This is a genomic window from Leifsonia sp. NCR5 (assembly GCF_002105485.1).
Classification (GTDB): Bacteria; Actinomycetota; Actinomycetes; order Actinomycetales; family Microbacteriaceae; genus Leifsonia.
On sequence record NZ_NCSR01000013.1, the window covers coordinates 1 to 13,562 of the forward strand.

At 71.0% G+C, this 13,562-nt stretch carries 11 protein-coding genes; 4 read left to right on the top strand and 7 right to left on the bottom strand.

Annotated elements, in window-relative coordinates; all coding sequences use genetic code 11:
* Together B7438_RS11990 and B7438_RS11995 are read right to left on the bottom strand one after the other, a co-directional pair.
* Positions 1 to 668 (bottom strand): SUMF1/EgtB/PvdO family nonheme iron enzyme (locus B7438_RS11990; protein WP_256922013.1); only part of this gene is annotated, 668 nt, incomplete at its 3' end.
* Positions 669 to 732: 64 nt separating this feature from the next.
* Positions 733 to 3,078: an arylsulfatase gene (locus B7438_RS11995; RefSeq protein WP_085369833.1), complete on the bottom strand. Its 2,346-nt coding sequence runs from the start codon at positions 3,076 to 3,078 to the stop codon at positions 733 to 735.
* 234 nt (positions 3,079 to 3,312) lie between these two features.
* Here B7438_RS11995 and B7438_RS12000 point away from each other — a divergent pair, with 234 nt between their 5' ends.
* Genes B7438_RS12000 through B7438_RS12010 form a run of 3 tightly spaced genes read left to right on the top strand, consistent with a single transcriptional unit; the run spans position 3,313 to position 7,293 of the window.
* Positions 3,313 to 4,986, top strand: coding sequence for a SulP family inorganic anion transporter (locus B7438_RS12000; RefSeq protein WP_085369834.1), 1,674 nt, complete (start codon positions 3,313 to 3,315; stop codon positions 4,984 to 4,986).
* 18 nt (positions 4,987 to 5,004) lie between these two features.
* Complete coding sequence (locus B7438_RS12005; RefSeq protein WP_085369835.1) at positions 5,005 to 5,676, top strand: GAP family protein; 672 nt, start codon at positions 5,005 to 5,007, stop codon at positions 5,674 to 5,676.
* Between the two features lie 9 nt (positions 5,677 to 5,685).
* Entirely contained in the window at positions 5,686 to 7,293 is a 1,608-nt protein-coding gene (locus B7438_RS12010) for a SulP family inorganic anion transporter (RefSeq protein WP_085369836.1), read from the top strand.
* Positions 7,294 to 7,301: 8 nt separating this feature from the next.
* Here B7438_RS12010 and B7438_RS12015 read toward each other — a convergent pair whose 3' ends face one another.
* The 4 genes from B7438_RS12015 to alr are packed head-to-tail and all read right to left on the bottom strand — an operon-like array spanning position 7,302 to position 11,330.
* Positions 7,302 to 7,979, bottom strand: coding sequence for a class I SAM-dependent methyltransferase (locus B7438_RS12015; RefSeq protein WP_085369837.1), 678 nt, complete (start codon positions 7,977 to 7,979; stop codon positions 7,302 to 7,304).
* Between the two features lie 43 nt (positions 7,980 to 8,022).
* Positions 8,023 to 9,060 carry an alpha/beta fold hydrolase gene (locus B7438_RS12020; RefSeq protein WP_085369838.1) on the bottom strand — a complete coding sequence of 346 codons (1,038 nt, stop codon included), beginning with the start codon at positions 9,058 to 9,060 and terminating at the stop codon, positions 8,023 to 8,025.
* A gap of 52 nt (positions 9,061 to 9,112) precedes the next feature.
* The gene (locus B7438_RS12025) at positions 9,113 to 10,162 is read right to left on the bottom strand and encodes a D-alanine--D-alanine ligase family protein (RefSeq protein WP_179150801.1); all 1,050 of its coding nucleotides are present in this window, start codon (positions 10,160 to 10,162) and stop codon (positions 9,113 to 9,115) included.
* Positions 10,155 to 11,330 (bottom strand): alanine racemase, encoded by a 1,176-nt coding sequence (alr, locus tag B7438_RS12030; RefSeq protein WP_085369840.1) that lies wholly within the window; start codon positions 11,328 to 11,330, stop codon positions 10,155 to 10,157. Before alr ends, B7438_RS12025 begins: the two co-directional genes overlap by 8 nt.
* Before the next feature lie 121 nt (positions 11,331 to 11,451).
* Between alr and B7438_RS12035 the strand changes: the two genes are divergently transcribed.
* Positions 11,452 to 11,838, top strand: a complete 387-nt coding sequence (locus tag B7438_RS12035; protein ID WP_085369841.1) for a hypothetical protein — start codon at positions 11,452 to 11,454, stop codon at positions 11,836 to 11,838.
* On the opposite strand, the gene B7438_RS12040 is transcribed toward B7438_RS12035, so the two are convergent.
* Entirely contained in the window at positions 11,780 to 13,447 is a 1,668-nt protein-coding gene (locus tag B7438_RS12040; protein ID WP_085369842.1) for a cytochrome bc complex cytochrome b subunit, read from the bottom strand. The two genes, B7438_RS12035 and B7438_RS12040, sit on opposite strands and share 59 nt — an antisense overlap.
* Positions 13,448 to 13,562 lie beyond the last annotated feature (115 nt).

A 13,562-nucleotide genomic window follows, 5' to 3' on the forward strand; every position in this document is an offset into this window, starting at 1 on the left:
GCATCCGGGGGCACGTGGCGGGGGGAGTAGTAGTCGGTGGTCCACTCCCAGACGTTGCCCGTCACGTCGTAGAGGCCGTAGCCGTTGGCGGGGAACGTCTGGACGGGGGTGGTTCCCTCGTAGCCGGCCGCTCCCGTGTTGCGGTATGGGAAGCTGCCCTGCCAGCGGTTGACCATCAGCGTGCCGTCCTGGCGCTCGTCGTCGCCCCAGGCGAAGCGGGCGCCGTCGAGGCCGCCGCGGGCGGCGTACTCGAACTCGACCTCGGTCGGCAGGCGGCGGCCGGCCCAGGATGCGTAGGCGGACGCGTCCTCGAAGCCCACCTGGACCACCGGATGCGTCGGGCGCTCCGCGAGAGCGTCGAACGACTCCGGGCCGAACGGGAAGCGCCAGTACGCGCCCGCTCCCCAGCGCCACCACTGCCGCCAGTCGCGCAGGTCCACGGGCCCTGCGGTGGGCGTGAACACCATCCCGCCAGGCACGAGGTCCGCTGGGTCAGCGCCAGGGAAGTCGGCAGGGTCGAGCGGACGCTCCGCCACCGTGACGTACCCGGTGGCGGAGACGAACGCGGCGAACTGCTCGTTCGTCACCGGATGCGCGTCGATGAGGAACGCATCCACCGTCCGGACGTGCACGGGCTGCTCGTCCGGGTAGAACTCGGCGGAGCCCATGCTGAACGAACCGGCGGGGACCGGAACCTGGCTGGTCAGGGGTGCACTCACCCTTGAAGGGTACTCAGTCGCGGGCCATCGCCGCCGCGAAGTGCGCCTCCACATCCACGTATGCGTCGTCGGCGATGTCGAACACCACCTTGTCGATGGTGCCTCCCTCGAACTCGAACCGGGAGCCGGTGTACTGGCTGGACACCGCGTCCCCGCTGTCGTAGCCGATGCAGAGGCCCTCTCCGCAGAGCGAGAAGTGGCCGAGGACCGTGCGGATCTCTTTCTCGCCGACCTTCTGGTCGTCGATGTAGAGCGACAGCGGGCCGATGCCTTCCCGGTATTCGCCCATCCTCTCCTTCGTGAACTCCACGCCGATGATGTGCTTGCCCGGGCCGGGGACAGGTGCCGAGATGACGTCTTCCGGCGGGATGCCGAGGAAGTTGTACACGTAGTTCACCTGCCCGTCCTTGATGAACAGGGCGTGGCCGCCGAACCGGGAGCCGTGCGCGAAGACGACGCCCTGGCTGTCGGCCGTCAGGTCGAGCTCGGCGAGCACCTTGTACGAGACGCCGTGGGTGTTCGCCGCCGACCGTTCGGGGACCTCGGACGTGCCCGGGTAGTAGGTGTACTGGCCGCTCGGCGGCACGGGCACCTTGAACTCCATGCCGAGGAACGTCTCGTAGTCTTTCGGGTTGCCGATGATCTGCAGATCGTTCAGCGGCAGCACGAGGTTGCGCTTCGCCTCCTCCATCCAGAGCGCCTTCAGCTCCTCCAGCCTGGCCGGGTCGTCTGCGGCGAGGTCGTGCGCCTCCGACCGGTCGACATCGGTGTGGAAGAGCTGCCAGGTGTCGTTCGCGAAACCGCTCATGCCGCTCACCGGCCCGTGCTCGGCGACGGCCTTCCAGCCGTTGTGCCAGATGCCCCGGCTGCCGAGCATCTCGTAGTACTGCGTCTCCTTCGTGGTCGGCCCGTCCGGCTCGGCGTTGAAGGTGTATGTCATCGGAACGCCGTCCAGCGGGCGCTGCTCCACGCCGGCATACGTGTCCGGCATCTCCACGCCGCAGACATCCAGGATGGTCGCGACGATGTCGGTGGAGTGGTGGTACTGGTTGCGCACCTCCCCCGCACTCCGGATGCCCGCCGGCCAGTGGATCACCAGCGGGTCGCAGACGCCGCCCTGGTACGTGTACCGCTTGAACATCCGGTACGGGGTGGAGAACGCGACCGCCCATCCCGTCGGGTAGTGGTTGTACGTGTTCGGCGAGCCGAGCTCGTCCACCATCGTCAGGTTCTGCTTCTCGTCGTCCGGGTACCCTCCGAAGACCTTGCCTTCGTTCACGGAGCCGTTGGGGCTGCCCTCACCGGATGCGCCGTTGTCCGCGCAGTAGATGATGAGCGTGTTGTCGAGCTGGCCCGACTCCTCCAGGTAGTCGACGATGCGGCCGACCTGGGCGTCCGTGTACTCGGAGAACCCGGCGAAGACCTCGGCCATCCGGGAGAACATCGCCTTCTCCTCGTCGGTGAGCTCCGCCCACGGACGCACCTCGTCTGTCTGGGAGAACGTTCCTGGCGGCATCGGGTTGATGGCGGTCAGCTCCGTGCCCTCCGGCAGCAGCCCGCGCTCGATCATCCGGGGCAGCACCCACTCACGGTATGCCTCGTAGCCGTCGTCGAACGCGCCCTTGTACTTGTCGATGTACTCCTGAGGGGCGTGGTGCGGCGCGTGGTTGGCTCCCGGGCAGAACCACAGATACCAGGGCTTGTCCGGCTCGGTCTGCTTCACATCCCGCAGCATCCTCAGCGCCTGGTCCGCCAGGTCCTTGGACAGGTGATATCCCTGCTCGGGGAGGTACGGCTGGTCGATGTAGTGGTTGTCCTCCGCCAGCGACGGGAACCAGTTGTTCGTCTCGCCGCCGACGAAACCGTAGAAACGGTCGAAGCCTTGCGCGAGCGGCCAGTTCTTCTTCGACGCCCCCGCCGTCCACTCGTCGATCGGCACGTTGTGGTTCTTGCCGACCCAGAACGTGGCCCAGCCGGCGTCCCGCAGCACGTTCGCCATCGTGGCATTGCTCGGCGGGATGTGCGAGTTGTACCCGGGGAACCCCGTGCTCGACTCCGAGATGGTCGCGAACCCGTTGGCGTGGTGGTTGCGGCCGGTCAGCAGCGTCGACCGCGTGGGAGAGCACAGGGCGGTCGTGTGCCACTGGCTGTACGTGAGCCCCCCGGCCGCCAGCCTGTCCATCGTCGGCATCTGGATGCGCCCGCCGTACGGCGACCACGCCGCCTGGCCCGTGTCGTCGAACAGCACGAGGAGGACGTTCGGCGCCCCCTTCGGGGCTTTCGACGGGAGGAAGGCTTCCCAGTCCGCCTCCGAGTCCCGCACATCGAGTTCGATCTTGCCTTGGAATTCTCGCGTCACAGCCGGTTCCCCACGTCTCTGCGTACCCCATCACCACACAGGCGGCGCACGACCGTGTGCGCCCTCGGCGTCGGGAAATGCGCATCCGGCGCTGTCGTTCAGACGATTCCGACTTGAACGTAACCCGCGACGCTCCGTCTCGTCTAGGGCCCACGTGTCCCCCTAGACGCGGGCCCCGGCACTGACTAGCCTTCCCTCACAGTCGCGGTTCCGAGGCAATCGGAGGGGATCGACATGTCAGCACGCCCGCTCGCCGGCCTCACCGGCCGGAATGCGGTGCGCGAGATCGTGTCGGGCGTCACCCTGCTGGCCATCGCCGTCCCGTTGAACATCGGGTACGCGCAGATCGCCGGCCTGCCGCCGACGGCCGGCCTGTACGCGCTGGTGCTCCCAGGGATCGTGTGGGCGCTGCTTGTCTCGTCCCGCCAGCTGGTGGCGTCTCCGGATGCGGCTGCCGCTGCCCTCGTCGCATCGTCGCTCGGCGGTCTCGCCGTCGCGGGCAGCGCCGACTACATCACGCTCGCGCTCGCCCAGGCGCTGATCTGCGGCGTCCTGTTCCTGCTCTGCTCGTTCTTCAAGCTCGGGTTCCTCGCGAACTTCCTGTCCAAGCCCATCCTGATCGGCTTCGTCGGCGGCCTGGCCCTCGACATCCTGGTGTCGCAGGTCGCCAAGATGCTCGGGGTCAAGATCGACTCCGGCGGCGAGTTCACCGACAAACTGGCCGGCCTGGTCACCGGCCTCGGCCACCTCAGCGTGTGGTCCCTGCTCATCTCGGTGGGCGCGCTGATCATCCTGCTGGTCGGTCGGGTGCTGGCGCGCGCGGTGCCGTGGGCGCTGGTGGTGCTCGTGGTGGCGACCATCGTGGTGGTTGTGAGCGGAGCGGAGAAGGCGGGCGTCTCTGTGCTCGGCGCCGTCGAGGCCGGGCCGCCGAGACTGACCTGGCCGGTGATCGACTGGTCGATGTGGCTGGCCATCATCCCGTCGGCCATCGCGCTGACGATGGTGTCGATGGGCGAAGGGCTGCTGGTCTCCCGCTCATACGGGGAGAAGCGCGGGTATCCGACGAAGCCGGACCGGGAGCTGCTCGCCTTCGGCGCCGCCAACCTCGCGGCCGGGGTGTCCGGCGGCTTCTCGGTCGGGTCGTCCACCTCCCGCACGGCCGCGATGGACCAGGCGGGATCGCGGACGCAGCTGCCGACCATCGTCACCGCGATCGGCACGCTCGCGCTGCTGATCTTCGGCACGGCGCTGCTCGAGCACATCCCGTCGCCCGCCATCGGCGCGATCGTCGCCGTCGCCGTGGTGCCGCTGCTCGGGATCGCCGACTTCGCCGCCCTGTGGCGCCAGGACAGGTTCGAGTTCGCCATCGGCGCCGTGTGCTTCCTGGTGACGCTGTTCGTCGGATCCATCGCCGGAATCGTCGTGGCCTTCGTGCTCGCCGTCGTCAACGTGACGCGGCGGGCGGCGAACCCGGCGATCGACACGCTCGCAGCCGACGGGGACCCGCAGAGCTCCCTCCTCGACACCGCGCAGCCCGGCGAGCCGACAGCGCCGGGCGTCGTGGTCGTGCGGCTCGCAGCCCCGCTGTTCTTCGCGAACAGCGTCACCTTCGGGCAGGCGGTGCAGCGCGCGGTGACCTCCGCGGACGGCGTCCGGCACGTCGTGCTCGACCTGGAGGCGGTCACGGACGTGGACGTGACCGGCGCAGAGGGCTTTCGCAGCGTGCACGAGTGGCTGACCGACCGGCACGTCGACCTCGGACTGAGCAGGATGCGCCCCGGCCTCCGCGACCGGATGCAGCGCCTCGGCCTGCTCGACGGCGTCACCGTCTACGACACGAACCGGGATGCGCTCGCCCGGCTGACCGACCCCCGACCGCCGGAGAGCACCAGCCGTGCCGGAGCCTGAGAGACGAAGGAGACCACCATGCCTCAAGTGATCGGAGCGATCCTCCCGCTGGCGATCGGTGTCGCCATCAGCCCCATCCCGATCATCGCGGCGATCCTCATGCTGCTGTCGCCGCGGGCGAGGAGCACGGGCGTCGGCTTCCTCCTCGGCTGGCTCGTCGGCGTGATCGTCGCCGTCACCGTCTTCACCCTGCTCGCCGCCGTGCTGCCGGAGAACGACCCGGATGCGTCGAAGCCGATCGCCGGGACCATCCAGCTCATCCTCGGCATCCTGCTGCTCCTGCTGGCGGTGCGGCAGTGGCGGTCGCGGCCGAAGCACGGAGAGGAGCCTGCCCTGCCGAAGTGGATGAGCGCCATCGACTCGATGACCACCGCCCGCGGTCTCCTGCTCGGCTTCGTCCTCGCCGCCGTCAACCCCAAGAACCTGCTGCTCGCGGCGAGCGCGGGCATCGTCATCGGTTCCGCCGGTCTGTCCGTGGGATCGGAGATCCTCGCCATCGCGGTCTTCACGGTGATCGCCGTCATCTCGGTCGCCGCTCCCGTCATCGCATACCTCGTGGCCGCCGACCGGATGCGCGGCCCACTCGACGCACTACGCGGCTGGCTGGTCCACAACAACGCGACCGTGATGGCCGTCCTGCTGCTCGTCATCGGCGTCTCGGTGATCGGCAAAGGCATCGGAAGCTTCTAGCCGGTCGCCATGACGACGCAGAACGGCACGCAGAGACCCCCGCGGAATCCCTGGCTGCTGCCGACCCTGTCCGGCTACCACCGGTCGTGGATCGGCCGCGACGTGCTCGCCGGCCTCTCGGCGGGAGCGGTGGTCGTGCCGCAGGCGATGGCGTACGCCACCATCGCGAACCTCCCCGTGCAGGCCGGGCTGTACACCTGCATCGTTCCGATGATCGTCTACGCGTTGCTCGGCGGCTCCCGGGCGATGAGCGTGTCGACCACCTCCACGATCGCCACGCTCACCGCCACCACGTTCGTGTCGGCCGGGGTCGTCTCCGGCTCGGACGACATCCCGCGCGACCTGGTCACGCTGACGCTGCTGGTCGGCGCGATCCTCGCCGTCGCCCGGCTGCTCCGGCTGGGCTCGCTCGTGGAGATCATCAACAAGCCGACGCTGCTCGGCATCCAGGTGGGCGTTGGTGCGACGGTGGCGCTCGGCCAGCTGCCCAAGCTGCTCGGGGTCTCCCAGACGACGACGGGCAGCGGCTTCATCCGCTCGTTCGTCGCCGTGGTGGAGGCCGTGCCGCACGCCAACCTCGCCACGGTGCTGCTGTCCGTCGGCTCCGTCGCCGTGCTGTTCCTGCTCAAGCGCTTCGCCCCGCGCGTGCCCGGCCCGCTGATCGTGGTGGCGGCGGGCATCCTGCTCAGCGCGTTCGCGGGGCTGCCGGAGGCCGGCGTCGACCGCATCGCCCCGGTGCCCGGCGGTTTCCCGCTGCCGGCCCTCCCCTCGTTCGAGCACATCGTCGCCCTCCTGCCCGGCGCGTTCGCCATCGCGGTGATGGCCTTCCTCGAGACGACGGCGGTCGCCCGCGGCCTCCGCGGCACCGGCGACCGGACGATCGACAACAACCAGGAACTCCTCGCGGACGCAGCGGCCAACCTGGTCGGCGGTATCTTCCAGACCCTCCCGGCAGCCGGGGGCTTCTCGCAGAGCGCGGTCAACCGGGATGCGGGCGCCCGCTCCCAGCTGAGCGGCCTGGTCACGGCGGGGCTGGCCGTGCTGGTCGGGCTGTGGCTCGGACCGGTGGTGAGCCTCCTCCCCCAGGCCACGCTCGCCGCCCTGGTCTTCGTCGCGGTGTTCGGGCTGATCGACATCTCCTCCCTCCGCCGCCTCTGGCGGATCAGCCGCCGCGACTTCGCCGTCGCGATCGTGACGATGGCGGTCGGACTGACCGCCGGGCTCCTGCAGGCAGTGCTGGTGGGAGTGGTGCTGACCCTGATCCTGCTGCTGTCCGCGCTGAACAAGCCGCGCATCCGGGTGGTGGGTGGTGGCGACGCTGGCGGCGAGCTTGTCGTCACCCTGCTCGCGCCGCTGTACACGGCGAGCATGCTGGCGACGGAGCAGGCGGTGCTCGAAGCCGTCGACGCCTCCCCGGGCACCCGCCGCGTCACCGTCGACTGCTCGGTGATGCAAGACGTGTCCGTGACGGTGATCGAAGGCCTCCGCGACCTCGACCGCGAACTCACCGGCCGCGACATCACCCTCGTCCTGACGGGGTTCGCGCCAGCGGTGCTCGCGATGCTGGAACGCACAGACTGGTTCCGGATGCTGCGTCAGGCGGGGCGGGCGGGTTAGGCCTCCACCTAGCCCACCGCCACCCCCGCGATCTGCGTGTTGAACGGCAGCAGCGGCGTGTGCACCCGGTAGCGCTCCACCTCCACGCTTCCGAAGCCGGCCGCACGCACCGCGTGTTCGAGGTCGCGCTCGCACGAGCATCCTTCGAACGTCCACGCCCACGGCCGGCGGAACAGCCGCTGGGCAGCCCGGGTGGGTGTGCCGTCGTCCGCCGCCACGTGCTCCACGAAACGGAAGGTGCCGCCCGGTCGCAGGATGCGCCTGACCTCCGCGAGCACGGCCGCCGGGTCGTGAACGGTGCAGAGCACGAGGGACGAGATGACGGTGTCCGCGCTGTCGTCGGGGAGGCCGGTCTGTTCCGCCGTGCGTTCGCGCAGGTCGAGGCGCACGTCGTAGCGACTGGCCGCATCCCGCAGCGCCGGGTGCATGTAGCGGTTGGGTTCGATGGCGATGAGGGTCGCGCCGGGCGGGAGGTAGCCGAGGTTGGCGCCGACGCCGGTGCCGAGTTCGACCACCACGGGAGGAAGGTCGGCGAAGACGCGCTGCTTCTGGTGCCGGAGGCTGCGTTCCAGGGTCGGGCCCATCGCGTGGAAGAACGCGGCGTTGAACCGGCCGCGTCCCGGGTGCAGGTGGAAGTCGGCCGGTGCAGGGGCCGGTGCCGGTGCTGTCGTATCGCTGTCTGTCATGGCTCCAGCGTGCGCCGCCGCTGCCCCGCGGTCAGGCGTGGAACTACCTCAGTTCGCCGGGCCCTGCCTGCTCGTGGCGGGCGGCGTACCACGCGGCGATCTGGGCACGCGACCGGAAGCCGAGGCGCACCCGGATGCGCTCGACATGGCCTTCCGCCGAGCGTTCGTCGATGCCGAGGCTGGCTGCGATCTCGCGGTTGGTGCGTCCGGCGCTGACCAGCGCCGCCACCTCGTCCTGCCTGGCCGTCAGCCGTCCTGCCGCCGTGCGGGATGCGCGTAGGCCGATGAATCGGCGGATCGTCGCCACGAGCGCGTGCGTGTCCCCCGCCCACGGCAGGTGCGACCTGCCGGGAAGTACCACGAGCTGCGCGCCCGGGATGCCGTCGGCGAGCGCCACCGCCTGCGCGACGGGCGCCGCCCTGTCGTGCTCCCTGTGCACCACCAGGGTGGGCGCCTGCACCCGCCCGATCACGTCGCCGATGTCGAGCGCGTAGCTCAGTTCGAGCAACGACCGGGCCGTGGATGCGGTCGACGACGCCCGCTGGTAGCGCGCGAACGCCGCACGGGAACCGGCAGGCGCATCCGGAGCGAAGATGTCGGTGAGCACGTCGGAGCCGAGCCCCCAGTGCGACTCGACCAGCCCGAGCACGCTGTCACGCACCTCCGGGGTCGCGATGGCGGCACCGGTCACCCAGCCGCCGTAGAGCACGAGCCGCCGCACGGACTCCGGATGCGCGGCCGCCCAGGCCGCCGCGACGGGCGCGCCCATCGAGGCGCCCATCAAGTCGAACGGCTGCGGTCCGAGGGTGGCGGCGAGCGCATCCAGCTGGGCGAGCTCCTGCTGGAGCGAGGGCGGGCGTCCGGACGGCGCAGACAGCCCGGTGCCCGGCCGGTCGTAGCGGACGAGCGTGCAGCCATCGGCCAGTCCTTCGTAGAAGGCGCGCTCCTCCGGCAGCTCCCAGCCGCGTTCGAGGTGGCTGAGCCAGCCGGAGACGTAGAGCAGCGGGCGGCCGTCGCCGACCGTGGCGAACGCCATCCTGGCGCCGTCGCCGGTCGTCAGCCAGCCGATGCGTTGCTGCATGTCCCCATTGTGGTCCGGCCGGGCCGTCAGCGGGGGTGATCGGCGGGTGCCGTCAGCGGGGCCCGAGCTCGACCGCCCGCTCCACCAGCGTGCCGAGCAGATCCGGGTAGCTCAGCCCCGCCTCCGCACAGAGCCGCGGGAAGTGCGAGCGCGCGGTGAGCCCCGGCATCGTGTTGACCTCGTTGAGCAGCACCGTGCCGTCCTGCTGCACGAAGAAGTCGAGGCGGGCGAGACCGTCTGCGCCGATCGCCTGGAACGCATCCACGGCGAGCTGCTGCAGGCGCGGGATGAGCGCAGCATCGACGCGGCCGGGTACCTCGATGGCCGGGCCGCGTCCGCTGTACTTGCCGTCGTAGTCGAAGAACGCGCCGTCGCCGGCGACCGTCACCCGCGACGGGCCGGTGGTGCGGGTCGCGCCGCCCGGCGTCCGGTAGACGCCGATGCTCACCTCGTCCGCGCGCACGGCGGGCTGCACCAGCGCGAGCGTGTCGTGGGCGAGCGCAGTCCGCACGGCGGGGGCGAGAGCATCCAGCTCGGAGACGAGGGATGCGCCGACGCTCGACCCTGCCCTGTTCGGCTTCACGAACAGCGGCAACGGCAGGCCGCGCACCGCATCCGGTAGCGTCCGCACCGCGTCGACCACGCGCGTCTCGACCATCGGCACCCCGGCGGCGGACGCGACCCGCCAGGTCATGGCCTTGTCCATCGCGAGCGCGCTGGCCAGCACGCCGGACCCGACGTACGGCAGCCCGGCGAGCTCGATCGCCCCCTGCACGGTCCCGTCCTCTCCGTAGCGGCCGTGCAGCAGCGGGAAGACGAGGTCGACGCCGCGCCACAGCTCGGGGCGGACGCCGCGCGGCTGCCGCGGCTGCCCGGGCTGCGGCTGGCCCACCTGCCGCCCCTGCCCCGGCGCGGCCACCGCGCCCAGCGCATCCACCTCCGCGGCGTGCCACACCCCGGCGCGGTCGATGCCGACCGGCCGCACCACGAACCCCAGCCCGCGCAGCGCCGCCACCGCATCCCTGGCCGACCGCACAGACACCTCGTGCTCGGAGTTGGCGCCGCCGTACAGCACCGCGATCGTCGTGTGCGCCCTAAGCAACGCGCGCCGCCCCACGGTGCACCCGGTGAATGCGCCCGCCGAAGCCGGTCATGACCTCCTGCGGGATGGTGCCGGCCCACTGCCCCCACTCGGCCAGCACGGGCTCCCCCGCCTCCGGGTCGCCGAGCACGACCACCTCCTCGCCCTCGCGCACCTCGGCGCCCACCGGGGACGCATCCACGATCAGCTGGTCCATCGACACCCGGCCGACCACCCGGCAGCGTCGACCCAGGATGCTCACTTCCGCCCGGTCGCCCGCCGCGCGCGGGATGCCGTCGGCGTACCCGAGCGGCACGAGCGCCAGCACCGTCTCCGCCGGCGTGCGGTATTCGCCGCCGTACGAGACGGGCGTGCCGGGCGGCACTCTCCGCAGCTGCACGATGCGGGAGGTCAGCCGGACGACCGGCCGCAGGTCGTACACGCGCCCGTCCACCGGCTGCACGCCGAACAGCGCCTGCCCGCAGCGCACCAGCGAGAACCGGGTCGCGGGATGCGCGAGCGCCGCCCCCGAGCTGGCCAGGTGCAGCACGTCGGGGGTGAGACCGGCGACGACGGCCACCTCCACGGCCTCGCGGAAGGCGTCGATGGCGACGGCCGTGGCCGATGGATGCGGTTCGTTCGCCCTGGCGAGGTGCGACCACACCCCCACCACCCGCACCGTGCCGAACCGTTCCAGCTCTGCCGCCGCCCCGCACAGACTCGCCCAGTCCGCCGGCTCCGCACCGCCCCGCGACAGTCCGGTGTCGACTTCGAGGTGCACGCGCGCCGTGACGCCGGTGGCCCTCGCGTGCGCGGCGACGGCGTCGAGCATCCGCTCGCTCGGCACCCCCAGCTCGACCCCCAGCCGGATCGCGGAGGCGAGGTCGGTGAGCGGGTCGGCGAGCCAGGCGAGCAGGCGCGCGGAGATCCCGGCCGAGCGCAGCTGCAGCGCCTCGTCGACCGTCGCGACGCCGAGCGCGGACGCTCCCGCGCGCAACGCGGTGCGCGCGACGGTCGCCATCCCGAGCCCGAAGCCGTCCGCCTTCACGACGGCGAGCACGGGCACCCCGGCGACCGCGCGCAGCACGCCGACGTTGTGGGCGATGGCGTCGTGGTCGACGGTGAGCGTGGCGAACGGGACGGCCGCGGCGACGGCGCCGGACGGTGAAGCTGTCGTGACGGAGAGCATGCTCCGACGCTACGGATCGGCTGTGTACCGCCGCGTCATCCGGTGGTCGCCGGGGCATCCGTCGCTCGATGTATTGCGGGATCGGTGGTCACATTCCGCACGCCCCGGCGGTCTTAAGGGTATGAACATCTCCGCGTTCCTCCCCCGCCCCCTGCACCACCGCGCCGTCCGCGAGCTGCGGCTGGCGGCCGTGTCCGGCGACGCCGACCGGCTGGAGTCGATGCTCGCCCCGGATGTGGCCGTCGTGGTCGATTCCGGCGACGAGGAGAATCCAACGCTGCGGATGGTGAACGGAACCTTCGACGCCGTCTCGCTGCTGCTGCACAGCATGGCGAGGAAGCCGGAGCTGGAGGTGGTGGAGCGGCCGGTGAACGGTCAGGCCGGGCTGCTGCTCAGCGGCGGCGGTGAGACGACGGCCGCCATGACCGTCGACTTCGCCGGGGCGCTGATCAGCGTGATCTGGGTGCGCCTGCACCCGCAGGCTCTGCGGCGCGGTCACCACGTGTGACCGGCTGCGGAGGCTCGGCGCTCCGAGCGACCGGGCTGACCCTGTCTTCGAAGAAGAACCGGGAGATGCCCGCCCGCACCCTGCTGACCATCCCGAGATGCCCGCGCGCGTCCGGCCGTGCCTGATACGGTTCGCCGTCGCTGGTGTTCGCGAGCTTCCAGCGTTCGTGCTCGTCGAGCTGCTGGTGCACCTCGACGTACTCGCCGCCCGGAAGGCGCACGATCCGTCCGGTCTCGAAGCCGTGCAGCAGCAGTTCGCCGTCCTTCTTCTGCAGCGCGAGGCAGACCCGGCGGGTGACGGCGAACGCGACGAGCGGGCCGACGACGACCGCCGCCTGGTAGACGTGCACCACCGTCTCGATGCCGAGTTGGAAGTGCGTCGCGACCAGGTCGGCGCTGCCAGCGCCCCACAGCGCGCCGTAGAAGACGATCCCGGCCACCCCGATCCCGGTGCGTGCCGGGGTATTGCGCGGACGATCCAGGATGTGGTGCTCGCGGGCGTCGCCGGTGGTCCACTCCTCCACGAACGGGTAGAGCAGCACAGCGGCGAGGTACACCCCGACGACGGCCAGCGGCACGAGGATCGCGAGCGTCCAGGTGCGGCCGAGCCAGACGAACTCCCAGCCGGGAGGCACGAGCCGCAGCGCCCCGTCGAGGAACCCGGTGTACCAGTCGGGCTGGCTGCCCGCCGATGCGTCGCCGCCCGACGACGGGCCGTACAGCCAGATCGGGCTGACGGTCACGGTCGCAGCGACCAGGAACAGGAGCCCGGTCACGATCGCGAACAGCCCTCCGGTGCGCACGGCCGCGTTCGGCAGCACGGGGACGCCGACGACGGCGCGTTCCGTCGCACCCTCCCTGGCGAACTGCGGCGGCCGCTCCACGTACGCGATCCGGATGCGCCAGACCAGCAGCCCGACGAGTGCAGCCGGGACGACGAGCACGTGGACGGGGTACAGATGCTCGATGATCTGCCCGGGGAACTCGCCGCCGAACAGCAGAGCGGACGCCCACGTCCCGACCACCGGGATCCCGAGCACGATGCCCTCGACGATGCGCAGTCCGGTGCCGGAGAGCATGTCGTCCGGCAGCGCGTACCCGCTCCACCCTCCGGCCAGCGCCAGGATCAGGAGAAGGAACAGCAGCACCCAGCTGAGACGTCGCGGCCGGCGGAACGCTCCGGTGAAGAACGTGGCCAGCAGCTGCAGGATGAGCGCGGCGGGCAGCAGCAGCGCCGCCCAGTGGTGCACCTGCCGCATCAGCAGCCCGCCCGGCACCTCGAACGAGATGGCGAGCGTCGACCGCATCGCCTTCGACATGGTCGCCCCACCGAGCGGGGCGTACGCGCCGCCGTAGACGACCTGCGTGCTGGACGGCGCGTAGAAGAACATCAGGAAGACGCCGCTGACGAACACGACCACCACGCACGCCAGCGAGACGACGCCGAACACGTTCGTCCAGTGCAGCGTGATGTGCCGCTGCCGGAGCTCGGCGGCGAGCGCGGTGAGCCGTCGCCCGAGCGCCGTCCGCGTGGCGATGCCGGTCGCGGCCCTGTCGGTGAGGGAGCGCCTGCGCGGGCGCCTGCGCGGGCGCCGGTCAGAGCGGGACATGATCGCTACCCACCACAAGAATCCTCTGCACGGTGTCCTCCTGTCTCTGTAGATAAGACAGTCGGGATGCCGCGAATGTGACAGGTTGCTGTGCGCGATGTCTTGACGTCGTCAG